The following is a 22,428-nucleotide window of genomic DNA, read 5'->3' as shown; positions in this document are numbered from 1 at the left end:
ATCCGGGCCGGCGCGGCCCGCGCGCGACCGAGCCCCGTTCGCCGCGCGGCGGCGTACCGGGAAAGGGCGCCTCATGCTCCGACCGGTGTCCCGGGTGGGCCCGCTCTCGGCGGCGGGGCTGCTGATCCTGGCCGGCGCATCCGCGCTGCTCGGGCCGGCCTGCGCTGAGCCTGCCCCGGCTCCGATCATCACCGGGGACGTAGACGGGACGCGCGTTCCGGCGGCGCCGACCCCGGCCCGCGCGAAGCGCCAGGAGGCCGGCATTCCCGTCGCGGCCGCCACCGCGATGGCGGCGCCGCCGCCCTCGTTCCTCAGCTTCTCCGACACGGTGGTGAGCTACCGGTTTCAGGGGCCGTCGGCGGAGCCCGGGCTCTTCGTGAGGCGCCCCAACGGCACGGCGCAGGGCGGGTTCGCGCCGCGCGAGGTGCCGAAGACCGTCATCAACTTCTTCCACGCCAACAGCTGGGCGTACGGCACCAACCTGATCTCCCTCGACATCCTCAGGTCTGGGTCGCAGGATCCGGCGGGCGACAAGGAGCGCCCGTTCAAGGATTACGGCGCGACCGAGGTCTACCTGATCTACCGGGGCGTTCTGAGCCTCAACAAGATCTTCGAGACCGAGTCCATCGCGATTCCCGGGCTCGTCAAAGACGTCGGACTGTCGTTCGGCGCCGACATCAATACCAAGAACACGTATTTCGACGCCGAGAAGCGGGCCGGCACGTTCGGCCTGAGCTTCGCCTTCGACGTGCCGGCCGGCTTCGTGAACCTGAAGGTCCAGGGCTACAAGGACTTCTCGCGCAACGGCTTCGCCGGGAACGGGCCCACGCCGGGCATCCCCGGGAACGGTGCCCTGCCGGGTTTCGACTACGCGCATTTCCGCAGTGTCGAGTTCAAGATGACACCGGAATTCGAGATCACCTACACGATTCCACTGCCGTTCACCGGGCTGCCGCTATCGCTTGCCGGCTTCAACACCATCGTTCTGCCCAAGGGGCGCTACGGCACGATCAACCAGAACGACACGCAACTGGAGTTCGTCTCACAGACAAATCTGGTCCTGGATGTCGGGCAACTGGTTGCCGATACGCCCAACCGGGTCGAGATCTTTGCCGGGTTCCAGTACTGGCACAACAAGTTCGGCGCCGATCCGCGGCGCACCATCAACACCGAGGAGAAGGCGCTGATCGCGGGCGTCGCCTATCATCTGAAATGAGCCGGTCCGTCGTGATCCGTGCAGTGCCCCTTGCCGGTGGCGTCAGCAATCCAGGGTCGTGTCGCGCTCCCACTGGGTGAGATGCTGGCAATAAGCGTTCCACTCCTCGTTCTTCAGCTTGAGATAGCTCGGCACGAAGGGGCCCAGGGCCTCGCCCAGGATCGCATTGCCCGACAGGGCGCGCAGGGCGTCCAGCATGTTGAGGGGCAGCCGCTTCAGGCCCTCGACCGTGTGGCCCTCGGTGTACATGTTGATGTCGAGCCGCGGGCCCGGATCCCGATGGTTGCGGATCCCGTCGAGGCCGGCCGCAAGGAGCGCGGCCTGGAGGAGATACGGGTTGACGGCCCCGTCGGCGAGGCGGAATTCGAACCGACCCGGCCCGGGAATCCGGATCATGTGGGTGCGGTTGTTGCCCGAATAGGTCACCGTGTTCGGGGCCCAGGTCGCTCCCGAGTTGGTCCGGGGCGCGTTGATCCGCTTGTAGGAATTGACGCAGGGGTTGGTGATCGCCGCCAGCGCGTCGGCCGAATGGATCAGGCCGCCGATGAAGTGGTAGCCCGTCGGCGACAAGCCGACCGCGTCGGACGGATCGGCGAAGATGTTCTCCTCGTCCCGCCAGAGGGAGACATGGACGTGGCAGCCCGAGCCGGTCAGGTCCGAGAACGGCTTGGGCATGAAGGTCGCGCGCAGGCCGTGCTTCTCGGCGATCGACCGGGTCATGTACTTGAAGAAGGCGTGGCGATCGGCGGTGACGAGGGCATCGTCGTAGTCCCAGTTCATCTCGAACTGGCCGTTCGCGTCCTCGTGGTCGTTCTGGTAGGGCTTCCAGCCCAGGTCGAGCATCGCGTCGCAGATCTCGCTGATCACGTCGAAGCGCCGCATCAGCGCCGATTGGTCGTAGCACGGCTTCATCTGCCGGTCGGACATGTCGGCGGGCTCGGCGCCGTCGGCGGTGATCAGGAAGAACTCGCACTCGACCCCGGTCTTCATCCGCAGACCGAGATCCGCCGCCTCCGCGATCAGGCGCTTGAGCAGGTTGCGGGGCGCCTGCTCGACCGGGCGGCCGTCCATGGCGAGATCGGCCGGCAGCCAGCCGACTTCGGGGCGCCAGGGCAGCTGGATCAACGCGTCGGCGTCGGGGATCGCGAGGAGGTCGGAATCGGCCGGGCTCATGTCGAGCCAGGTGGCGAATCCCGCAAATCCCGCGCCGCTCCGACAGGTGCCCGCGATCGCCGCCGCCGGGACGAGCTTGGCGCGCTGGGTCCCGAACAGATCCGTATACGAGACGAGGAAGTACTTGATGCCGCGCTCCTTGGCGGCGGTCTCGAGATCGAGCGACATCGCATGCACCCTCACTAGGGCCGACGAGGGCCGGAACGGGGGAGGGGTCGCCAGTCGGCGGCCCCTGTCTATCGGAGTGCGACCGTCAGGGCGCGGCTGTCACAGGCCGGCCTTGCCGGGGATCCAGTCGGTCCCGGCGAGGGGGACTTGCGCCATGGCCGCGGCCTCGATCGTCAGGGCGACGAGGTCCTCGGGCTCCAGGTTGTGGAGGTGGCTCTTGCCGCAGGCGCGGGCGATGGTCTGCGCCTCCAGGGTCATGACGGCGAGGAAGTTGGCGAGGCGCCGTCCACCGAGCACGGGGTCGAGCCGCCGGGCGAGCTCCGGATCCTGCGTGGTAATGCCCGCCGGATCCTTGCCCTCGTGCCAGTCGTCGTAGGCACCCGCCGTGGTGCCGAGCGCCGCGTACTCGGCCTCCCAGCGGGGATCGTTGTCGCCGAGCGCGATCAGCGCCGCGGTGCCGATCGCCACCGCGTCGGCGCCCAGCGCCAGCACCTTCGCCACGTCGGCGCCGGAGCGGATGCCGCCGGAGACCACCAGCTGGACCTTCCGGTGGAGGCCGAGATCCTGGAGGGCCTGCACGGCGGGCCGGATCGCCGCCAGGGTCGGGATGCCGACATGCTCGATGAACACGTCCTGCGTGGCCGCGGTACCACCCTGCATGCCGTCCAGCACGACGACGTCCGCGCCGGACTTCGCGGCGAGCGCGGTGTCGTAGTAGGGGCGGCTCGCGCCGACCTTCACGTAGATCGGCTTCTCCCAGTCGGTGATCTCGCGCAGCTCCTCGAGCTTGATCGCGAGGTCGTCCGGCCCGGTCCAGTCGGGGTGGCGGCAGGCCGAGCGCTGGTCGATGCCCGGGGGCAGGCAGCGCATCCCGGCGACCCGCTCGGTGATCTTCTGCCCGAGCAGCATGCCGCCGCCGCCGGGCTTGGCGCCCTGGCCGATCACCACCTCGATGGCGTCGGCCCGGCGCAGGTCGTCCGGGTTCATGCCGTAGCGGGACGGCAGGTACTGGTAGACCAGGGTCTGCGAGTGGCCGCGCTCCTCCGGCGTCATGCCGCCGTCGCCCGTGGTGGTCGAGGTCCCGGCGAGGCTCGCGCCGCGCCCGAGGGCCTCCTTGGCGTTCGCCGAGAGGGAGCCGAAGCTCATGCCGGCGATGGTCACCGGGGTCTTCAGGCGGATCGGCTTCGAGGCGAAGCGGTCGCCCAGCACCACCTCGGTGCCGCACCGCTCGCGGTAGCCCTCCAGCGGGTAGCGGCTGATCGAGGCGCCGAGGAACAGCAGGTCGTCGAGATGCGGGAGCGCGCGCTTCGCGCCGGCGCCGCGGATGTCGTAGATGCCGGTCGCCGCCGCCCGGCGGATCTCCGCCATGACCTCGGGGGTGAAGGTCGCCGAGGTGCGCGGCACCGTGCGCGGGGGCGTCTCGGCCATCAGTAGGCTCCGGCGTTGTCGACGTGGAAGTGGTAGAGGCTGCGCGCGGACCCGTAGCGGCGGAACTCGCCCGGATCGACCTCACCCGCGAGGCCCGCGGCCTTGAGCTTGGCGAAGAGCTGTTCCCGGTGCGCGTCGGCCATCGGCTTCTCGACGCAGTCGGCGCCCAGGCTCGTCACCGCGCCGCGGATATAGAGCCGGGCCTCGTAGAGCGAGTCGCCCAGCGCCTCGCCGGCATCGCCCAGCACCGTCAGGGTTCCGGCCTGGGCCATGAAGGCCGACATGTGTCCGATCGACCCCTTCACGAGGATGTCGACCCCCTTCATGGAGATGCCGCAGCGCGCCCCGGCATTGCCGTCGATCAGGAGCAGGCCGCCCTGGGCGGTGGCCCCGGCCGCCTGGCTGGCATCGCCGCGCACGTGGACGACGCCCGACATCATGTTCTCGGCCACACCGACGCCGGCATTGCCGCCGATCACGACGGTGGCCTGCTTATTCATGCCGGCGCAGTAATAGCCGGCGTTGCCGTCGATCTCGACGTGGATCGGGGCGTCGAGGCCCGCCGCGATGGCGTGCCGGCCGTCCGGATTCACGACCGTCCAGCGGGGCTCGTTCGTGTCGGGACGCAGGACGTGGAGGGCGCGGTTCAGGGCGCGCAGCGGCTCGGCGCGCAGGTCGACGGTCGGCATCAGTGGCGCTCCCAGGCGTAGACCTTGGCGGGCTCCGGCTCGAAGACCCGGGCGCTCTCGATGCCGGGCAGGCCGACGAGGGCGCGGTACTCGGAGCCGAAGGCCACGTAGGCGTCGGTCTCGGCCATGACGGCGGGCTTGCAGGCGATCGGGTCGCGCAGGACCGCGAAGCCCGTCCGAGTGCCGACCACGAAGGTGAAGAACCCGTCGAGATCGGTCAGGCTCGCCCGCAGGGCCTCCTCGAGGGAGTCGCCGGCGCGCATCCGCCAGCTCAGGTAGCCGGCGGCGACCTCGGTGTCGTTGCTGGTGGCGAAGCGCATCCCCTCCCGGCGCAGCCGCCGGCGCAGGTCGTTGTGGTTCGACAGGGAGCCGTTATGGACGAGGCACTCGTCGAGCCCCGTCGAGAAGGGATGGGCGCCGTTCGTGGTCACGGCGCTCTCGGTGGCCATGCGGGTGTGGCCGATGCCGTGGCTGCCCGCCATGCCGGCGAGGTCGAAGCGGTCCGCCACCGCGGCGGGCAGGCCCACCTCCTTGTAGATCTCCATCCGCCGGCCCGCTGAGACGACGTCGATCTCCGGCGCGTGGTCGGCGAGCCAGGCGCGGACCGCGTCCGCCGCCGCCGCGTCCACGGTCAGCACTGTGTGGGTGTCCCGCGCGCGCGCCGCGCAGGCCTGCTGGCCAGTCGCGGCCTCGAGCCGGGTCACGACGGTCGCCAGGGCCCGCGCGTCCGCCCCGCGCAAGGTGAGCTTCACCCCCGCGGCAGTGTCGCCGTAGACGGCGAAGCCGGCGCTGTCGGGGCCGCGATCGGTCATCGTCTCCAACATCGTGGAGAGCAGCGCGCCGAGCTGCGGTTCCAGGCTCGGAGCCTTCAGGAATAGTCCGACGATCCCGCACATGACGCTGCGAACTCCGTGTCGCCTGCCGGCATACGGCTCGCACGGCGCCCTGGATTCGTCAACTGAGGATCACTAAAATTTCCTGATGAGAAATTCACCACCGGCTGCGGCGAGGTCGGGCAGGGAGGCGCGGTGCGCGCGCCGCCGTCACTGCCGGGGATAGGCGATGATCGACAGGTAGGTCATCGGCCGCTTGATCAGCGTCTGCGGCCCGTGCAGCGCCTCGGCGTCGAACAGGAGCGCGTCGCCCGGCTTGAGGTGGTAATCCTGCCCGGCGTGACGGTAGCTCACCTCGCCGCTCAGCATGTAGATGAACTCGATGCCCGCGTGGCGGAAGCCGGTATAGACCTCGGCATCCTCCTCCAGGGTGATGAGGTAGGGCTCGAGCACGGTCTCGCCGCGGATGCCGGCGCCGAGCAGTTCGTAGATGTGTCCGACCTTCGTGCCGCGCCGCTCGATGACGACCCCGGTGCCCTTCTTCACGTAGGAGCAGTCGCGGCTCTCCTCGAAGGCGGCGAAGAGGGTGGTGATCGGCACGTTGAGCGCTTTCGCCACCGCGTTGACCGTGGCGAGCGACGGCGAGATCTGTCCGTTCTCGATCTTCGAGACCATGCCGGGCGAGATGCCGGCCGCCGCGCTGAGATCCGCGACCGACAGTTCCCGCTCGCGGCGCAGGGCGCGGACCTGGTGCCCGAGCGCCCGTTCCAGGCTCTTGCCGTCCTCGGTCGGCGCGTTCGAACCGGTATTCAGCATGGCAGGCCCGCGAACTGGAAGAACCCGCGGCCGGAAGCGTCCCGGCCGGTCGATCCACGGTCCATAGCCGATTGCACCGCGTTCCGCAGGCCTGCCGCGCGGCGCCGCGCGGGGACGGGCTCAGGCGCGGACGAGCTTGCCCACGACGGCGAGCAGCTGCTCGGGCTTGAACGGCTTGGTGATCCAGCCCGTCGCCCCGGCCGCCTTCGCCTGCTGCTTGATCCCCTCGTCGGATTCCGTGCTCAGGAAGAGGATCGGCACGCCCGTGCAGCTCGGCAGAGTGCGCAGCTGCTTGATCATCTCCAGCCCGTTCATCACCGGCATGTTGAGATCGGTGATGACGAGGTTGACGGTCTCGCTCCTGGCCTTCGCGAGGCCTTCGGCTCCGTCGCCGGCCTCGATCACCGTGTGGCCGGCCGGGCCGAGCACCACCTTGATCATCTGCCGGATGCTGGGCGAGTCGTCGACGGCGAGGACAGTGGCCATGACACGTATTCCGTTCTTGCGCCTGAAGCGTGCGCCTAGAGGAGCGGCGCGCTGGGGAGTGCGATCGCGGCGCGCCGGAACGCGCTCTCCACCGCCGGGGGGACGTTGACCAGCGCGATCCCGGCGGCGCGACTCTGCGCCGTCTTGTCGGCCGCGAGCACGATCTGGACGAAGGTAACGTCCGCGCGCTCGACCGCCGCGCAGTCGAGGGTGAGGCGCATCGTGCCGGCAAGCGCCGCCGACAGCGTATCAAGCAGCGACCGGACGGTCCGGATGGTGCAGTCGGGACCGAGCGTGAGGACAGAGACCTCCGACATGCGGGTTCGTACCCTCGACGACAGGAATGCGCGGCGACGCGCCGCCGCATTCGAGTCAACACCGCAACGGGTAAATTCTTCCTGAAGGTCCGATCAATCGAGGGCGGCTGACGCGGCTGCGGGGCCAGCACTGGTCAGGTCGAGATTCTATGTTGAATAGAAATCCGTCACCAATACACTGGTCCGATTCATTCGTTGCAGCCTTCGGTTGAGTGATAACGCTTTCTTTAACGGCGATCCCTAGCATCACGTGGACACCGTCCATCGGATTGCCGCTCGACCAGCGCGCATCGGTCGACGCCGAGAGACGTGCCCACCGATGTCCTTCCAAGTCGCCCACGACATTCTCAGGCAGGTCCCGGTTCGGTTCCGGCGGCCCGAAGGGCGGTGCAGGGCGGACGCGGCGCCCGCCTCGACCTCCGCGGCGCCGCTGGAGGCGTCCGCATCCCCCGCCGCCGAGGCGGCAGCGCCGCGCCTCGCAGTCGCGGTCGATGCGACGCCTTCGACGCGGTCGGCCGATCTGCTCCAGGCTTGGCTCGGCCTCTCGGCGCAGCAGCGGGAACTGCTCGATGCCCTTATCGGCGAGCTCGGGATCGTCTCGGCGGATGTCGAGAGCAACGTCCATGGCCTGTCCAACCGGTTTCAGAATATCGCCGCCTCGACCTGCGAGCAGTCGGAGATCGTCCGGGGGCTCGTCGCCTCGGTTCAGACGGTGCAGATCGATGACAGGGCCCTGCAGCTCGGCGAAGTCGCCGCCGGCCTCGGCGAGACGCTCACCGCGCTGATCGAGCGGATCACCCTGATGTCGTCCCGCGGGTCGACCCTCGCGCAGGGACTGGCGGGGGTGCTCGACGGCCTGTCGTCGGTCGAGGGCAGCGTGGCGCAGATCGAGCGGATCAACCGCCAGACCAACCTCCTCGCCCTGAACGCCAAGATCGAGGCGGCCCGGGCCGGCGCCAGCGGCGCGGCCTTCGCGGTGGTCGCCGACGAGGTGCGCGGCCTCGCCACGACCATCAACGCCCTGTCGGACGTGATCAAGCAGCAGATCGGCACCATGGCGGCCGGCCTGCGCAGCAGCCACGCCCTGCTGGGCGACATCGCGGCGATCGACATGTCCGAGGAGAGCCGGACCGCCGAGACGCGCGTCCGCATGGTGATGCGGGCGCTGGTCGAGCAGAACGCGCAGGTCGCGGGCATTCTGCAGCAGACCGCCGAGACCACGCAGGCCATCACCCAGGACGTGTCGGCGGCGATCGTGGCGATGCAGTTCCAGGACCGGGCCAAACAGCGCATCCAGAACGTTGAGGGCCTGCTGCGCGCGGCTGGGGCGGAACTCGGCCGGCTCGCCGAAGAGCGCGCGGACGACGTCGCCGTGCCGGATGCCGGCGCCGACCCGGCCTGGATCGAGGCGGCGATCGCGGGCTGCACCCTGGGGGAGGTTCGGGCACGCCTGACGGCGCGTCTGCTCGGGGATGCTCCGGCGTCCCCGCCCCAAGCCGCCGATGCTCCGGCCGCCGACGATCTGGACGGTATCGACCTGTTCTAAGCCCAATCGCGTCGCACAGGCAGTTTGCTCCGGAATCGCGCCTGGCCGAATTCGGGCGCGCTTGATTCCATGGCCACCCGCGTGCCCGGCCGCGGGACCTGCTGCGTTCACCCGCCCGCGCCCTAATTCCGGTCACCGACCGATGCGCGGGGCGGCCGCATTCCGCCTTCACAGGTCTGCATGACGTCGGCCCGTGCCGGATCGGCGCGTGCGCTGGCATGCGCCCAAGATCCTGTGATCCGCGTCTCACGCGATCGGTGTATCCGATAATCCATCTGCCTTGAGCCTCGGCAGATATACTATCGGTTAAGTATCAAAGATCGCTCGTTAACCGAAAATTTTTGAGGCCGATTATATGGAGGTGAGTGTATCGAGCGCAGGTGGGGTGTCGTTCCGCGTTTCAGCGAGGAATGGCGCACCTGTCGACATTCCATCCGGCTGCCTGAGCTCGAGAAGAATTGCCCGCGTCCGGAGTTGGAGCATCCGTTCGTGCTCACGGCCGGGCCGTTCAATTTGTATCTGCGTTTGTGCGAGCGGGCCCGATCGTCCCATGACTGCTCTCGATCCCTCAGACGTCTTCCGCGCCGAGGCCGCCGAACTCCTTGCCTGCCTTGAGACGACCCTGCTCGACCTCGGGGACCGCCCCGAGGATCGCGCCCTGATCGACACCGCCTTTCGCGCCCTGCACACCATCAAGGGTTCGGGCGCCATGTTCGGCTTCGAGCAGGTCGCCGCCTTCACCCACGACTTCGAGACCGCCTTCGACCGCGTCCGCCGCGGCGAGGTCCCGGTCGACCGCGACCTCGTCAACGTCTCCCTGTCGGCCAAGGACTACATCCGCGGCCTCATCGAGGAGCCCGAGGCTAGCGCACCGATCATCGGCGAGGCCATCCTGGCCGAACTCGAGCAGCTCCTGGGTATCACTGCCCGCCCTGCCGCCGCGCCATCGGCATCCCTCCCGGGAGCGGCTGGCGATCCCGCTCCCTCGGCGGAGAACGGCTGGCGGATCGGCATCGCCTTCGCGCCGGACGTGCTGCGCAACGGCACCAACCCCCTGGCGCTGCTTGACGAGCTGCGCGACCTCGGTGTCTGCACGATCGTGCCGCGGCTGGACTCGCTGCCCGAACTGCCGGGCCTCGACCCCGAGAGCCTCGCGATCGGCTGGGACGTCACGCTGCACGGGGCCGTGACCCGCGAGGCGATCGAGGACGTCTTCCTGTTCGTCCGGGACGAGATGGCCCTAACCCTTGTTCCGGTCAGCCCGGCGGGGCCGGACGCAGCCCCCCCCGAGCCGTCTCCGCCTGAGTCGGTCCCGAGCCCGGTGGCGGCCGCCAGCGCCCCGCCGTCCTCCGGGGCCGCCGCCGAGCCTTCGGCCCGGGCGCCGGCTCTGTCGCGGCGGACCGAGGAGCGGCCGGCCAGCAGCGTCCGGGTCGAGGCGGAGCGTCTCGACGAGCTGATGGACCGGGTCGGCGAGCTCGTCATCGCCCAGGCCCGACTCAGCCAGCTCGCCGGCCTGCATGCCGATTCCGGTCTCAAGTCCATTGCGGAGGAGATCGAGCGCCTGTCCGCGCGGCTGCGCGACACCACGATGAGCATCCGCATGGTCGCCATCGGCGCCCTGTTCGGCCGCTTCCGCCGCCTCGTCCACGACCTCTCGCGCGATCTCGGTAAGCCGGTGGAGTTCGTCACCGGCGGCGAGGATACCGAGCTCGACAAGACTATGATCGAGCGGCTGGCCGACCCGCTGGTTCATCTCATCCGCAACGCCATCGACCACGGCATCGAGGCGCCCGAGCGCCGCGCGGCCGCCGCCAAGGCCGCCACCGGGCGGATCACCCTGACCGCCGAGCATGTCGGCGCCCAGGTGCTGGTGAGCGTGCGCGACGATGGCGCCGGGCTCGACGCGGCGCGCATCCGCGCCAAGGCCGAGGAGAAGGGCCTGTGCGCGCCGGGTGCGGTGCTCACCGACCAGCAGATCTACCAGTTCCTGTTCGCCCCCGGCTTCTCGACCGCCCAGGAGATCTCGGCGCTGTCGGGGCGCGGGGTCGGGATGGATGTGGTCAAGAAGACGATCGAGAGCTTGCGCGGCACGATCGACATCGCCACCGAGCCGGGGGGCGGCACGACGGTTGCTCTGCGGCTGCCGCTGACGCTGGCGATCATCGAGGGACTGCTGATCCGGGTCGGTGAGGGGCGCTACGTCATCCCGCTGGCGGCGGTCGAGGAATGTGTCGAGCTGCCCGAAAGCGAGCGTGGCGGGCGTGGGCGGGACTTCCTGAACATCCGCGGTGCGCTGGTGCCGTTCCTGCGCCTGCGCAGCCTGTTCGGCGCCGTGGGCGAGCCGGACCTGCACCAGAAGGTGATCGTGGTGGCGGCCGGGGAGGCGCGGGTCGGCCTGGTGGCGGACCAGATCATCGGCAACCACCAGACGGTGATCAAGTCCCTGTCGAAGCTGCACGCGGACGTCGCGGCCTTCTCGGGGGCGACGATCCTGGGCGACGGCACCGCCGCACTGATCGTCGATGTGGGCCGCCTCGTGAGCGGCGGGGGCGCCGAGGCGGCGCGCGACTACCAGGAGGTGGCGTGATGAGCGGCGGCGCGATGATCGGCCCGCAGGCGGCTTTCCAGGGAAGCCGGCCAGGCGGGCAGCAGGTGGTGATGTTCCGGATCGGCTCGGAGAGCTTCGCGCTCGAGGCCGGCATGGTGCGCGAGATCATCGATCCGATCCCGGCGACCCGTGTGGCGGGCGCGCGCCCGCATATCGACCGGATCGTGAACGTGCGCGGCAACGTCGTGCCGCTGGCCGACATCCGCGAGCGGTTCGGGATGCCTGCGGCGGCGGACAGTCCCGACACGCGCTTCCTGGTCCTGGAGGTCCCGCTCGCGGGCGATCCGGTGGTGGTCGCGCTCGTGGCCGACAAGGTGTTCGCGGTGACGGAGGTCGACCCGGCGAACTGCGAGGCGGTGCCGCCGGTCGGGACGACCTGGCGGCCAGAATACATCCGATCGATCGTCAAATCCGGGGACGAATTCATCATCGTCCCCGAACTCGAGCAGATCCTCAACTGAAATCCTGTGTGTGCGTGGGGCTGAGTACGATGCGTTTCTCGATCAAGGCCAAGCTCGCGGGCGGCTTCGGCGCCGTTCTTGTCCTGACTGCCGCCGCCGGCGGGGTTGGCTACCAGAAGCTGATGGGATCGGACGAGTCGATGAAGTTCGTCATCAGTCGCTCCGAAGTGCAGAACCTCGTGCTGGACGCGAAGGCTCAGGCCATCCGCGGTGTCAGCAACGTCCGGGCCGCTGTGATCAGCACCGACGACGCCCAGATGGCGGATTTCAGCAAGCGGGCTGCCGAAAACCGCAACGACGCGCTGGCGGCCCTGGCCAAGGCGAAGGGCTATATCAGCACGGAGGAAGGCAAGCGGCTGCTGGATGAGCTGTCCGCCAAGTACGAGAAGCAGCGCGAGCTGGCCGGCAAGGTCATCGACCTGACCAAGCAGAATTCCAACGTCCGGACCTGGGCCGAGATCAACGCCACGGGCCGGCCGGCGACGGCCGCGCTGCGGGCGGACCTCGATGCGCTGACCAAGAACCGCGCGGGTGAGCAGGCCGGCGACGAACTGGCCAAGTCCGCGGCCGCCTTCCAGATTCGCATGGAGCGGGCCTGGGGGCAGATCCAGTCGGCCACCGGTGCGACCACCCTTGACGTGCTGGAACAGCGCGTCAACGCGACCAAGCAGGTGCGGGAGGAGGTCGCGCGCGCCATGGATGACCTGCTGCGCGTGAGCGCGGCGCAGGGCGTCCCGACCGATGGGGTGCGCCAGAAATTCGCCACCTGGTCGGCCTCGTTCCAGAAGGCGCTGGCGCTGGTCGAGACGGGGAGCGCCATCAAGGCTGCGGACCTCGCGTCCGGCGAATACGCGACGCTGAGCACGGCCGCGAACCGGGCCTTCGACGCGCTGGTCGAATTTCAGAATCGCCGGATGGCCGACGCCGTCGGCAAGGCCAAGGCCGATGCGAGCGAGGGACAGACGATCCTGCTCGCCACCGTCGCGGCGGCGCTCCTCCTCGGTCTCGGCATCGCCACCTGGCTCGCCCTCTCGATCTCCCGCGGGCTCGGCCGCGCCGTGACCCTCGCCGATGCGGTGGCGATGGGCGACCTGAGCCAGACCGCTGAGGTCACCTCCAACGACGAACTCGGCGACCTCGTCGGCGCGATGGGGCGCATGACCGAGAACCTGAACGCGACGGCGGCGCTCGCCAACGCGATCGCCCAGGGCGACCTCACGGTCGAGGCCCGGCCGCTCTCCGACAAGGACACGATGGGCATCGCCCTGCAGACCATGCTGACGAAGCTCCGCGCCGTCGTGGCCGAGGCGAGCGCGGCGGCGAGCAACGTGTCGGCGGGATCGCAGGAACTCTCGGCCTCGGCCGAGCAGCTGTCGCAGGGCTCGACCGAGCAGGCCTCCTCGACCGAGGAAGCCTCCGCCTCCATGGAGGAGATGGCCGCCAACGTGAAGCAGAACGCCGAGAACGCCAGCCAGACCGAGACGATCGCCCGGCAATCGGCCCAGGACGCCGAGGCCAGCGGTATCGCCGTCGGCCGCGCCGTCGAGGCCATGCAGACCATCGCCCAGAAGATCACCATCGTGCAGGAGATCGCCCGCCAGACCGACCTCCTGGCCCTCAACGCCGCCGTCGAGGCGGCCCGGGCGGGCGAGCACGGGCGCGGCTTCGCGGTGGTGGCCAGCGAGGTGCGCAAGCTGGCCGAGCGCAGCCAGGCGGCCGCGGCCGAGATCGGCACGCTCTCGTCCGACACCGTCAAGGCCGCCCAGCAGGCCGGCGACATGCTCGGCAAGCTCGTGCCCGACATCAAGAAGACCGCGAGCCTCGTGGAGGAGATCACCGCCGCCTGCCGCGAGCAGGATGTCGGCTCGGGCCAGATCAACCAGGCGATCCAGCAGCTCGACAAGGTGACCCAGCAGAACGCCAGCGCCTCCGAGCAGGTCTCGGCCACCTCCGAGGAGCTGGCCACCCAGGCCGAGAAGCTGCAGGCGACGATCGCCTACTTCCGCATCACCGAGGCGTCCGCGTCGGTCGCGCCTCTGGCCGGTGTCGATCAGGCGGTGACGCGCCTACGCTCGACCGCGGCGCGGATGGGCACGGCCTCGGCGGCGGTCCGCTCGCCGAGCCCGAAGCGGGCGAGCGGGCGCAGCCCGGCCGGGGGCGGCGGCTTCGCCCTCGACATGGGCGAGGGCGACGCGCAGGACGCCGCCTTCACCCGCGTCGCCTGACGCGCCGCCTCAAGGTTCGGATCCGCGCGGCGCCTGGCCACGCGCGGATCCCGCCGTCGCGCCGGGTCGCGGTCCCGAGCCGCAGCCGCGCCGCAATCCAGCCGGAGATCCTGCATGTCCAGTGTGTGGCAGTACCTGACCCTCGGCCTCGGGGCCGAGACTTTCGGGATCGACGTCGAGAACGTCCATGAGATCCTCGATTATCGGGTGCCGGCGGCGCTGCCGCAGGCGCCGGTCTTCCTGCTGGGGATGATCGACGTGCGCGGGCAGAGCTACCCGGTGGTGGACCTGCGCACCAAGCTCGGCCTGCCGCCGGTCGCGCGCACGCCGGCGACGCGGATCATCCTGCTCAACGTTCCGATGCCGGGCCGGGCGCTGCGGGTGGGGTTCGTGGCCGACCGGGTGATCGAGGTGACCGAACTCGACCGGGCCGAGATGGAGGCGGCGCCCGAAATCGGCGGGCGCTGGAACGCGCGCTACATCGCGGGGATCGGCCGCCGCGGCGAGGCGTTCGTGGTGGTGTTCGACCTCGTCGCGCTCATGGACGGCGACGGGCCGGCGCTGGCCGCGGCGCCCCAGGCCGCCTGAAGGATCCGGGACCATGGAGGCCGATCCGGGTCACCTGAGCGATCGGCATTTCCGCTCGGTCGCCGACCTCATCCAGCAGCAGGTCGGTATCCAGCTGCCGCCGGCCAAGCGCACCATGGTCGAGGGCCGGCTGCGCAAGCGCATGCGCGCCCTCGATCTCCCGACCCTCGAGGCCTATGGCCGCCATTTGTTCGAGGCCGGCCATCTCGCGGACGAGTTCCCGCACCTCGTCGATTGCGTCACGACGAACAAGACCGACTTCTTCCGCGAGCCCGCGCATTTCGATCTGCTGCGCGAGACGATCATCCCGCGGCTGGCGGCGCGGAGCGACCGGCCGCTGCTCAAGATCTGGAGCGCGGCGGCCTCGACCGGAGCGGAGGCCTACACGCTGGCGATGGTCCTGCACGACATGGCCGGCGACCTGTTCCGCTATGCCATCCTCGGCACGGACATCTCGTCGGAGGTGCTGGGCCGCGCCAGGACGGCGATCTACCCGGAGGAGATGCTGGCCGCCGTGCCGCCGGATCTGCGGCGGCGCTACGTGATGGTCGCGCGCGATCCGGCGCGGCGCGAGGGCCGGATCGTGCCGGAGCTGCGCGCCCGGGTCCGCTTCCAGCAGCTCAACCTGATGGACGAGGCCTACCCGATCGACCGGGACGTCGACGTCGTCTTCTGCCGCAACGTGCTGATCTACTTCGACAAGCCGACCCAGAAGGCGGTGGTCGCGCGCCTGGCCAGACATCTGCGCCCCGGCGGCTACCTGATCGTCGGCCATTCCGAGTCCATGGCGGGCGTCGGGGTGGCGGGCCTCGACCAGGTCTCCTCGACCGTCTTCAGCAAGATGAGGGAATCCAGCCGGTGAGCGCGTCCAGACCGATCCGCGTCCTCATCGTCGACGACTCGGCGTCCGTCCGCCAGACCCTGTGCAGCATCCTTGAGACGGCGCCCGACATCGAGATCCTGGGCACTGCGGCCGATCCGTTCATCGCCGCCCGCCGGATCCAGGAGGAGATCCCGGACGTCATCATCCTCGATCTCGAGATGCCGCGCATGGACGGCCTGACCTTCCTGCGCAAGATCATGGCGCAGAAGCCGCTCCCGGTGATCGTCTGCTCGACCCTGACCGAGGCGGGCTCCCGGATGCTGTTCGAGGTTTTGGAGGCGGGGGCCGTCGACGTGCTGCCGAAGCCGCGGGTCGACACGCGCCAGTTCCTGCTCGAATCCACCGTTCGGGTCTGCGACGCCGTCCGGGCCGCCGCGCGGGCTAAGCTGCGCGGGCGCCGGCCGCCCCGGCCGCTGGTCGAGGCGAAGCTCTCGGCCGACGCCGTCCTGCCGCCGCCCGTGCCCGGGCACGTCGTGGTCGGGACCGACCGGATCGTCTGCGTCGGCGCGTCGACGGGCGGGACGGAAGCGCTGCGCGACGTGCTCGAGATGCTGCCCGCCGAGTCCCCCGGCCTCGTCATCGTGCAGCACATGCCGGAGCACTTCACGGCGGCCTTCGCCAAACGCCTGAACGGCCTCTGCGCGATCACCGTCAAGGAGGCGGAGGACGGCGACTTGGTGATGCGGGGCCGCGCCCTGATCGCCCCCGGCGGGCGGCACCTCATGGTCGAGCGCCGGGGCGGCAGCTACGCGGTGTCGGTGAAGGATGGCCCGCTCGTCGCGCGCCATCGCCCGTCGGTCGACGTCCTGTTCCGGTCGGCTGCCCGGGCTGCGGGTGCGAGCGCGCTCGGCATCCTCATGACCGGCATGGGCGACGACGGCGCCAACGGCCTGCTGGAGATGCGCCGGGCCGGGGCGCAGACGGTCGCTCAGGATGAGGCGAGCTGCGTCGTGTTCGGGATGCCCAAGGAGGCGATCGACCGCGGCGCGGCCGCCAAGATCCTGCCGCTCGCGCAGATGCACCTGGAGATCCGGCGCTTCGGCCTGTCCGCGGCGGGGCGCTGAGGCCGAGGCGATCGCCGGAGCCGGGCTCAGGGCTGGTCACGTTGCCCGGACTTCACCTCGACCTTCGCCCGGCGCCCCCGCGTGCGGCTGCGCCGTTGAGCCGCTCCGCGCAGCGTCCCGCCGGGGCCCGACTTCGCCGATCTGGCTCCGGCAGGCCCCTTGCTCCCGCCACGGCGCGGGGCGACCCGGCCCGGGCGAGCGCTCTCTTCCCGCGTTCCGGAATCCAGCAGGTCCCGGACACCGGGCGGATGATCGGGCACGCTGAACAAGCGGGCCAGCCCGTCGGCGACGCCCCGGAGAACGGCATCCGCCTGCTCGTGATCGTCTTGGCCCTGTACGACGATGAAACTCATCTGCGCACCCGGATCGTTCGTTCGGATCCTAAACTCGATTCGGTGCGAAGGGTTGCCAGAGCCTGTCAGAAGTCATCCTGCGATATCGTGAAACGAGGCGTCTTGAACGCCATGTAATCAACCACTGGTCGTATCACGATGAATAATGAATGACCACGCGGGGTCTCGACGACGTTTCGCGATGACTCGTGCCGACTTCCTGAGCGCACAGTCGGATCTCGATCTGCGCGATACTGGACAGGGTTGTGCTGGTGCGCCACAACACGCGCCGCGCAGCGCGCCGGCGGTTCCATGATTGCGCGGCTCGCGAGCCGAGCCACCCCGACCGGCCGGCTCACGCAGCGTAGCGGTCGAGCGCCAGATCGTCGCTCGCGATCTCCGGGACCCGGCCGGACACGAGGTCGGCGAGCAGGCGGCCGGAGCCGCAGGCCATCGTCCAGCCCAGCGTGCCGTGACCGGTGTTGGTGAACAGGTTCCCGACCCGCGTGCCCCCGACGATCGGCGTGCCGTCGGGCGTCATCGGCCGCAGACCGGTCCAGAACGAGGCCCGGTCGAGGTCGCCGCCGGCCGGGAACAGGTCCTGCACCGAGCGCGCGAGGGTCTCGCGGCGCGGCAGGCGCAGGGCGCTGCTGAAGCCGGCGAGTTCGGCGGTGCCGCCGACGCGGATGCGGTCGCCAAGCCGGGTGATCGCGACCTTGTAGGTCTCGTCCATGACCGTCGAGACCGGCGCGGCCTCCGCGTCGGTGACGGGGAGGGTGAGGGAATAGCCTTTCACCGGGTAGACCGGCAGCGCGATCCCGAGGGGGCGCAGCAGGGCTGGCGTGTAGCTGCCGAGGGCGGCCACGTAGGCATCCGCCCGCAGAAAGTCACCGTCGGCGGTCTCGACCGCCGTCAGCCGGTCCCCGGCATGATGCAGGCGCGCGACCGCCGTGCCGTAGCGGAAGGTCACGCCGAGGCCCTCGCAGATCGCCGCGAGGCGCTGGGTGAACAGGTGCGCGTCGCCGGTCTCGTCGCCCGGCAGCCGCAGGCCGCCGACGAACACGTCCGGCACGGCGGCGAGCGCCGGCTCGGCACTGATGCAGCCGCTCGGATCCAGCACCGTGTAGGGCACGCCGTAGGCGTCGAGGACGCGGGTGTCGTCGCCGACATGGTCGAGCTGCTTTTGCGTCCGGAAGAGCTGCAGCGTGCCCTTCTCCCGGTGGTCGTAGGCGATGCCCGTCTCGGTGCGCAGGTCGCGCAGTGCGTCGCGGCTGTACTCGGCGAGCCGGACCATGCGGCCCTTGTTCCGCTGGTAGGCCTCCTCGGTGCAGTTCGCGAGCATCCGCGTGAGCCAAGCGTAGAGGCGGGGCTCCAGCCGCGGCCACAGCACCAGGGGCCGGTGCCGCATCATCAGCCACTTGAGCGCCTTCACGGGGATCCCGGGCGCCGCCCAGGGGGCCGAGTAGCCCGGCGAGACCTGGCCGGCATTGGCGAAGCTGGTCTCCAGGCCGGAGCCGGGCTGCCGCTCCAGGACGGTCACCTGATGGCCGGCCTGGGCGAGGTAGTAGGCCGAGGTGACGCCGACGACGCCGCCGCCGAGGATGAGGACGTGCATGGCGGGCCTCAGGCTCCGAGATAGACACGGTGGAAGCGGTGGCCGAAGTTGGTCAGGACCTCGTAGCCGATCGTGCCGGCCGCGGCGGCGACGGCGTCGACGTCGCGCTCCGGCCCAACGATGTCGACGAGCGCCCCCGGCCCGAGGGTGCCGGGCGCCACGTCGGTGACGTCGAGGACGAGGCTGTCCATCGAGACGCGCCCGACCACGGGCAGCCGGACGCCGCCGAACCGAGCTTCGCCACCGGCGGTGCTGCGGAAGAACCCGTCTGCGTAGCCGATCGCGACCGTGGCAAGGCGGCTGTCCCGCTCGACTTCGGCCGCGTGCCCGTAGCCGACCGGCGTTCCCGCCTTGACGCTGCGCGTCTGCATCACCCGCGCCCGCAGCCCGATCACGGGCCGCATTGGGTTGGGCGCCCCCGTCTGCGGGGCGATCCCGTAGAGGGCGGCGCCGGGGCGCACCATGTCGAAGTGGAAGTCCGGACCGAGGAAGATCCCGGACGAGGCCGCGAGGCTCGCCGGCGTCGCGGGCAGGCGCTGGCGGACGGCCTGGAAGACGGACAACTGCGCCGCGTTGACCGGGCTGTCCGGCTCGCCCGCGCAGGCGAGGTGGCTCATCACCAGCCGCAGGTCGAGGCCCGCGAGGGCGTCCGGACGGTCGAGGAGCGCGCCGACCGCGTCCGGCGCGAAGCCGAAGCGGGCCATGCCGGTATCGACCTGGAGGATCGCGGGCAGGCGCCGCGCGCGCCGCCGGGCCAGGCCCTGCCAGCCGTCGAGCTGGGAAAGATCGTTGAGGACGGGCACGAGGTCGTGGTCCGCGCAGGTCGCCTCGCTGCCCGGGGTGGCGCCGTTGAGCACGGCGATCACCGCGCCGGATCCGAGGATGGACCGGAGGGCCACCCCCTCGCCGACCTGGGCGACGAAGAAGTGCCGGCAGCCCGCGGCGGCCAGGATCGGCGCGACCCGGTCGGCGCCGAGCCCGTAGGCGTCCGCCTTGACGACGGCCGCGCAGGTCGCCGTCCGGGCCCGCGCGGCGAGGCGGCGGTAATTCTCCGCGATGGCCGCGAGATCGATCGTGAGGAGTGCGGAGGCCGCCGCGGCCGGGCCGGCATCGGGCCGGAGATCGCGATCGATCATGCTCATGCGACCCTCGTGGTAACCCTTGAGACGGCGCTGGGATGCAGCGCCAGGAGGCTACACGAAGGATCGTCGAACGGGCGTGCGTGTTGTCGAAGACCTTTGAGTTCTGAGCTTGGCCGTGCAACTTTCTGCGGCAAGTTCGAATATCCTACGAGTCGGGTGTGGACGAGATCGACCGCCGCATCATCCAGGCCCTGCGCGGCGACGGCCGGATCAGCAACGCGGATCTCGCCGCGGCGGTCGGCCTGTCGGCCTCGGCCTGCCACCGCCGTGTGCGGTTGCTGGAGGAAACCGGGATCATCCGGGGCTACACGGTGCTGATCGGCGGCGCGGTCGACGGGCCGGGGCTCGTGGTCCTCACCCAGTTCACCCTGGACCGCCAGACCGAGGATTATCTCAACCGGTTCGAGGCGGCCGTCCGGCGCTGTCCCGAGGTGCAGGATTGCTATCTGATGACCGGGACGGCCGATTACCTCGTGAAGCTCAAGGTGATCGACGCGGCCGATTACGAGCGGCTGCACAAGGATGTCCTGTCGCGCCTGCCGGGCGTCGCCCGGCTGCAATCGAGCTTCGCCATCCGGACCGTCGTGGCGGCGGGCCGGCCGCTCTGAACGGAGCCCCGCCATGACGTCGATCGCCGAACCGGACGCGGGCGCCCCCTGCGACCTGCGCCTCGACGGTGCCACGCTCGCCGAGGGCCGCCGGGCGACCATCGACATCCTGGGCGACCGCGTCGCCGCCCTGCGGGATCCCGGGGCGCCGCTGCCGCCCGCCACCCGCACCATCGATCTCGGCGGTGCCCTGGTGCTGCCGGGCCTGTCAGACGGGCACGTGCACCTCGACAAGTGCCTGCTCGGCCTCCCGTGGCGCCCGCACGGGGCGAGCGGGTCCGTCCGCGCGATCATCGACGACGAGAAGGCATTCCGCCGCGCCACGCGGATCCCGCTCGCCGAGCAGGGCGCCGAGGCGCTGCTCGAACGCATGCTCCGCGGCGGCACGACGAGCCTGCGGACCCATGTCGACATCGACGACGTCACGCGACTCGACCATCTCGCCCAGATCCTCGACCTGCGGGCGCGCTGGTCCGACCGGCTGCAGATCCAGATCGTCGCCTTCCCGCAGAGCGGGATCCTGGGCTGCCCGCCGGTCGCGGCCGACCTGGACGCGGCCCTGCGGATGGGCGCCGACCTCGTCGGCGGTCTCGACCCCGTCGGCATCGACGGCGACCGCGACGCTCACCTGGACATCGTCTTCGCCCTAGCCGAGCGGCACGGAAGGGGCATCGACATCCACCTTCACGACGGCGGCGCGGCCGGACTCGGCACGATCGCGGCGATCGCGGCCCGCACGGAGGCGGCGGGGCTTGGCGGTCAGGTCACGATCAGCCACGCCTTCGCCCTCGCGGAGGCCGGCGACTTGGAGCTCGGCCGGATCGCGGAGGCCCTGAACCGGGCCGGCGTCGCGATCCTCAGCAGCGTCCCGGGCGGGTCCCGATGCCCGCCGATCCGGCGATTGCAGGAGCTCGGCGTCCCGATCTGCTTCGGCACCGACAATGTCCGCGACTGCTGGAATCCCGCCACCGTCACCAGCATGGTCGCCCGGGCCCAGCTCGCCGCCTATCGGTTCGACCTGCGCACCGACGCGGACCTCGCAGCGCTGCTGGCGCCGATCACCGCCGTCCCGGCGCGGGTGCTCGGCCTCGGTCCGGGGACGGTGGCGCCCGGCGCGCGGGCCGACCTGGTCGCCTTCGCGGCCGGCGCCGTGCCGCAGGTGATCGTCGAGCGCCAGGAGTCGGTGCTGGTCGTGGCGCGGGGTGCCGTCGCGATCGACCGGCGCGGCACCCCCGCCGGGGACCCGCCGCCGTGAACGACCGCGCGCTGCGCTACCTGCTGGCCGTCGTGCGCGCGGGCTCGGTCCGGGCCGCGGCCGAGTTGCTGAACGTCGCCGCCTCGGCGGTGAGCCGGCAGATCATCGAGCTGGAGGCGCAGGTCGGCGAGACCTTGCTCGAGCGCCTGCCCCGGGGCGTGGTCCCCACCGAGGCCGGGCGTCTCGTCGCCGCGCACGCGCAGCGGCAGGCCGACGAGGCGGCGCTGCTGGAGGACCAGCTGAAGCGCCTGCGCGGGGTGCAGCGGGGCACGATCAGCCTGCGCTGCGGCGCCGGCTTCCTGATCGACCTCCTCGACAACGCGTTGGCCGGCTTCGCCCGGGACCACCCGGGCATCGCCTATCAGGTCGAGATCGGTACCACCGACGGGATCCTCGCGGCGATCGCCCGGGGGGACGCGGATATCGGCCTCGTCTACAACCCGCCCGCGCACCCGGATGTCCGCGGAATCGTCTCCGCCCGGCAGCCCCTGCTCGCCGTCCTGCCGATGGGGCATCCCCTCGCCGACGGGGCGGCGCCGGTCCCGCTGCGCAGCTTCGCCACCGAGCCCGCCGCCCTCCTGCCGCTCGACTACGGCGTGCGCCAGCTGATTGGCCGCGTCGAGGCCGACGGCGGCTTCCGGCTGGTGCCGCGTCTGGAGACCGCGTCCTTCGAGATGCACCGCCGCTTCGTGATGGCCGCCATGGGCGTCGCGTTCCTGCCCCGCTTCGTGGTCGCGGCCGAGCTGCGCGACGGTCTCCTCGCAGCGGTGCCGCTGCGCGACGCGATCCTGTCGGAGGCGAGTGCCCACCTGGTGATCCGCGCGGGGCGTCGTCTGCCGGAGGGGGTGGCGCGGCTGCTCGGCTGGCTGGCCGACCACATGGTGGCGTTCCGCCCGCCGTCGGCCTAATGCGAGCGTGCGGAATTTCCGCACGGAATGTGCAAAAATCGGTTGTTGTCGCAACGCTTATTTGCCG

The 22,428-nt window shown here is 70.6% G+C and carries 21 protein-coding genes; 12 read left to right on the top strand and 9 right to left on the bottom strand.

Annotated elements, in window-relative coordinates:
• Positions 1-73 precede the first annotated feature (73 nt).
• Positions 74-1,216, top strand: a complete 1,143-nt coding sequence (locus CIW48_RS03795) for a hypothetical protein (RefSeq protein ID WP_149309194.1) — start codon at positions 74-76, stop codon at positions 1,214-1,216.
• Positions 1,217-1,258: 42 nt separating this feature from the next.
• On the opposite strand, the gene glnT is transcribed toward CIW48_RS03795, so the two are convergent.
• The 7 genes from glnT to CIW48_RS03760 all read right to left on the bottom strand — a co-directional run bounded on the left by glnT (position 1,259) and on the right by CIW48_RS03760 (position 7,126).
• Entirely contained in the window at positions 1,259-2,557 is a 1,299-nt protein-coding gene (gene glnT, locus CIW48_RS03790) for a type III glutamate--ammonia ligase (protein WP_149309192.1), read from the bottom strand.
• Between the two features lie 99 nt (positions 2,558-2,656).
• A complete protein-coding gene (locus CIW48_RS03785) occupies positions 2,657-3,985 on the bottom strand; it encodes an FMN-binding glutamate synthase family protein (protein ID WP_149309190.1) in 1,329 nt (442 codons plus the stop codon).
• The gene (locus tag CIW48_RS03780; RefSeq protein ID WP_149309188.1) at positions 3,985-4,674 is read right to left on the bottom strand and encodes a protein glxC; all 690 of its coding nucleotides are present in this window, start codon (positions 4,672-4,674) and stop codon (positions 3,985-3,987) included. Before CIW48_RS03780 ends, CIW48_RS03785 begins: the two co-directional genes overlap by 1 nt.
• On the bottom strand, positions 4,674-5,570 hold the full coding sequence (locus CIW48_RS03775) for a glutamine amidotransferase family protein (RefSeq protein ID WP_149309186.1): 897 nt from the start codon (positions 5,568-5,570) through the stop codon (positions 4,674-4,676). Before CIW48_RS03775 ends, CIW48_RS03780 begins: the two co-directional genes overlap by 1 nt.
• Positions 5,571-5,717: 147 nt before the next feature.
• Positions 5,718-6,323: an XRE family transcriptional regulator gene (locus CIW48_RS03770; protein ID WP_091775537.1), complete on the bottom strand. Its 606-nt coding sequence runs from the start codon at positions 6,321-6,323 to the stop codon at positions 5,718-5,720.
• Between the two features lie 120 nt (positions 6,324-6,443).
• The gene (locus CIW48_RS03765) at positions 6,444-6,809 is read right to left on the bottom strand and encodes a response regulator (protein WP_149309184.1); all 366 of its coding nucleotides are present in this window, start codon (positions 6,807-6,809) and stop codon (positions 6,444-6,446) included.
• Between the two features lie 35 nt (positions 6,810-6,844).
• Positions 6,845-7,126, bottom strand: coding sequence for an STAS domain-containing protein (locus CIW48_RS03760; protein WP_149309182.1), 282 nt, complete (start codon positions 7,124-7,126; stop codon positions 6,845-6,847).
• 319 nt (positions 7,127-7,445) lie between these two features.
• Between CIW48_RS03760 and CIW48_RS03755 the strand changes: the two genes are divergently transcribed.
• The 8 genes from CIW48_RS03755 to CIW48_RS03720 all read left to right on the top strand — a co-directional run bounded on the left by CIW48_RS03755 (position 7,446) and on the right by CIW48_RS03720 (position 16,971).
• On the top strand, positions 7,446-8,672 hold the full coding sequence (locus tag CIW48_RS03755; RefSeq protein WP_149309180.1) for a methyl-accepting chemotaxis protein: 1,227 nt from the start codon (positions 7,446-7,448) through the stop codon (positions 8,670-8,672).
• A 550-nt stretch (positions 8,673-9,222) separates the two neighbouring features.
• A complete protein-coding gene (locus CIW48_RS03750; RefSeq protein WP_149309178.1) occupies positions 9,223-11,259 on the top strand; it encodes a chemotaxis protein CheA in 2,037 nt (678 codons plus the stop codon).
• Complete coding sequence (locus tag CIW48_RS03745) at positions 11,259-11,741, top strand: chemotaxis protein CheW (protein ID WP_246695114.1); 483 nt, start codon at positions 11,259-11,261, stop codon at positions 11,739-11,741. The genes CIW48_RS03750 and CIW48_RS03745 overlap by 1 nt, the downstream gene beginning before the upstream one ends.
• Positions 11,742-11,770: 29 nt before the next feature.
• Complete coding sequence (locus CIW48_RS03740; protein ID WP_149309176.1) at positions 11,771-13,966, top strand: methyl-accepting chemotaxis protein; 2,196 nt, start codon at positions 11,771-11,773, stop codon at positions 13,964-13,966.
• A 114-nt stretch (positions 13,967-14,080) separates the two neighbouring features.
• A complete protein-coding gene (locus tag CIW48_RS03735; protein WP_149309174.1) occupies positions 14,081-14,554 on the top strand; it encodes a chemotaxis protein CheW in 474 nt (157 codons plus the stop codon).
• Positions 14,555-14,567: 13 nt separating this feature from the next.
• Complete coding sequence (locus tag CIW48_RS03730; protein ID WP_149309172.1) at positions 14,568-15,416, top strand: CheR family methyltransferase; 849 nt, start codon at positions 14,568-14,570, stop codon at positions 15,414-15,416.
• Positions 15,413-16,501 carry a chemotaxis response regulator protein-glutamate methylesterase gene (locus tag CIW48_RS03725; protein ID WP_149309170.1) on the top strand — a complete coding sequence of 363 codons (1,089 nt, stop codon included), beginning with the start codon at positions 15,413-15,415 and terminating at the stop codon, positions 16,499-16,501. The genes CIW48_RS03730 and CIW48_RS03725 overlap by 4 nt, the downstream gene beginning before the upstream one ends.
• 248 nt (positions 16,502-16,749) lie before the next feature.
• On the top strand, positions 16,750-16,971 hold the full coding sequence (locus CIW48_RS03720) for a hypothetical protein (RefSeq protein ID WP_149309168.1): 222 nt from the start codon (positions 16,750-16,752) through the stop codon (positions 16,969-16,971).
• 217 nt (positions 16,972-17,188) lie between these two features.
• Here CIW48_RS03720 and CIW48_RS03715 read toward each other — a convergent pair whose 3' ends face one another.
• Positions 17,189-18,448 carry a D-amino acid dehydrogenase gene (locus tag CIW48_RS03715; protein WP_149309166.1) on the bottom strand — a complete coding sequence of 420 codons (1,260 nt, stop codon included), beginning with the start codon at positions 18,446-18,448 and terminating at the stop codon, positions 17,189-17,191.
• Between the two features lie 8 nt (positions 18,449-18,456).
• Positions 18,457-19,590, bottom strand: a complete 1,134-nt coding sequence (gene alr, locus CIW48_RS03710) for an alanine racemase (RefSeq protein WP_149309164.1) — start codon at positions 19,588-19,590, stop codon at positions 18,457-18,459.
• A gap of 158 nt (positions 19,591-19,748) precedes the next feature.
• Between alr and CIW48_RS03705 the strand changes: the two genes are divergently transcribed.
• The 3 genes from CIW48_RS03705 to CIW48_RS03695 are packed head-to-tail and all read left to right on the top strand — an operon-like array spanning position 19,749 to position 22,361.
• Positions 19,749-20,198, top strand: a complete 450-nt coding sequence (locus tag CIW48_RS03705; RefSeq protein ID WP_149309162.1) for an Lrp/AsnC family transcriptional regulator — start codon at positions 19,749-19,751, stop codon at positions 20,196-20,198.
• Positions 20,199-20,211: 13 nt separating this feature from the next.
• Positions 20,212-21,453, top strand: coding sequence for an amidohydrolase (locus CIW48_RS03700; protein ID WP_149309159.1), 1,242 nt, complete (start codon positions 20,212-20,214; stop codon positions 21,451-21,453).
• Entirely contained in the window at positions 21,450-22,361 is a 912-nt protein-coding gene (locus CIW48_RS03695; RefSeq protein ID WP_149309157.1) for a LysR family transcriptional regulator, read from the top strand. The genes CIW48_RS03700 and CIW48_RS03695 overlap by 4 nt, the downstream gene beginning before the upstream one ends.
• Positions 22,362-22,428: the final 67 nt, after the last annotated feature.

Source organism: Methylobacterium sp. P1-11 (assembly GCF_008329595.1).
Lineage (GTDB): Bacteria > Pseudomonadota > Alphaproteobacteria > Rhizobiales > Beijerinckiaceae > Methylobacterium.
This window is presented reverse-complemented; position numbering and strand designations above follow the sequence as displayed.

Excerpts from the sequence above, each read along its gene's own strand:
- CIW48_RS03795 (WP_149309194.1), top strand. The coding sequence starts at position 74 with ATGCTCCGACCGGTGTCCCGGGTGGGCCCGCTCTCGGCGGCGGGGCTG.
- glnT (WP_149309192.1), bottom strand. The coding sequence starts at position 2,557 with ATGTCGCTCGATCTCGAGACCGCCGCCAAGGAGCGCGGCATCAAGTAC.
- CIW48_RS03785 (WP_149309190.1), bottom strand. The coding sequence starts at position 3,985 with ATGGCCGAGACGCCCCCGCGCACGGTGCCGCGCACCTCGGCGACCTTC.
- CIW48_RS03780 (WP_149309188.1), bottom strand. The coding sequence starts at position 4,674 with ATGCCGACCGTCGACCTGCGCGCCGAGCCGCTGCGCGCCCTGAACCGC.
- CIW48_RS03775 (WP_149309186.1), bottom strand. The coding sequence starts at position 5,570 with ATGTGCGGGATCGTCGGACTATTCCTGAAGGCTCCGAGCCTGGAACCG.
- CIW48_RS03770 (WP_091775537.1), bottom strand. The coding sequence starts at position 6,323 with ATGCTGAATACCGGTTCGAACGCGCCGACCGAGGACGGCAAGAGCCTG.
- CIW48_RS03765 (WP_149309184.1), bottom strand. The coding sequence starts at position 6,809 with ATGGCCACTGTCCTCGCCGTCGACGACTCGCCCAGCATCCGGCAGATG.
- CIW48_RS03760 (WP_149309182.1), bottom strand. The coding sequence starts at position 7,126 with ATGTCGGAGGTCTCTGTCCTCACGCTCGGTCCCGACTGCACCATCCGG.
- CIW48_RS03755 (WP_149309180.1), top strand. The coding sequence starts at position 7,446 with ATGTCCTTCCAAGTCGCCCACGACATTCTCAGGCAGGTCCCGGTTCGG.
- CIW48_RS03750 (WP_149309178.1), top strand. The coding sequence starts at position 9,223 with ATGACTGCTCTCGATCCCTCAGACGTCTTCCGCGCCGAGGCCGCCGAA.
- CIW48_RS03745 (WP_246695114.1), top strand. The coding sequence starts at position 11,259 with ATGAGCGGCGGCGCGATGATCGGCCCGCAGGCGGCTTTCCAGGGAAGC.
- CIW48_RS03740 (WP_149309176.1), top strand. The coding sequence starts at position 11,771 with ATGCGTTTCTCGATCAAGGCCAAGCTCGCGGGCGGCTTCGGCGCCGTT.
- CIW48_RS03735 (WP_149309174.1), top strand. The coding sequence starts at position 14,081 with ATGTCCAGTGTGTGGCAGTACCTGACCCTCGGCCTCGGGGCCGAGACT.
- CIW48_RS03730 (WP_149309172.1), top strand. The coding sequence starts at position 14,568 with ATGGAGGCCGATCCGGGTCACCTGAGCGATCGGCATTTCCGCTCGGTC.
- CIW48_RS03720 (WP_149309168.1), top strand. The coding sequence starts at position 16,750 with ATGATCGGGCACGCTGAACAAGCGGGCCAGCCCGTCGGCGACGCCCCG.
- CIW48_RS03715 (WP_149309166.1), bottom strand. The coding sequence starts at position 18,448 with ATGCACGTCCTCATCCTCGGCGGCGGCGTCGTCGGCGTCACCTCGGCC.
- alr (WP_149309164.1), bottom strand. The coding sequence starts at position 19,590 with ATGAGCATGATCGATCGCGATCTCCGGCCCGATGCCGGCCCGGCCGCG.
- CIW48_RS03700 (WP_149309159.1), top strand. The coding sequence starts at position 20,212 with ATGACGTCGATCGCCGAACCGGACGCGGGCGCCCCCTGCGACCTGCGC.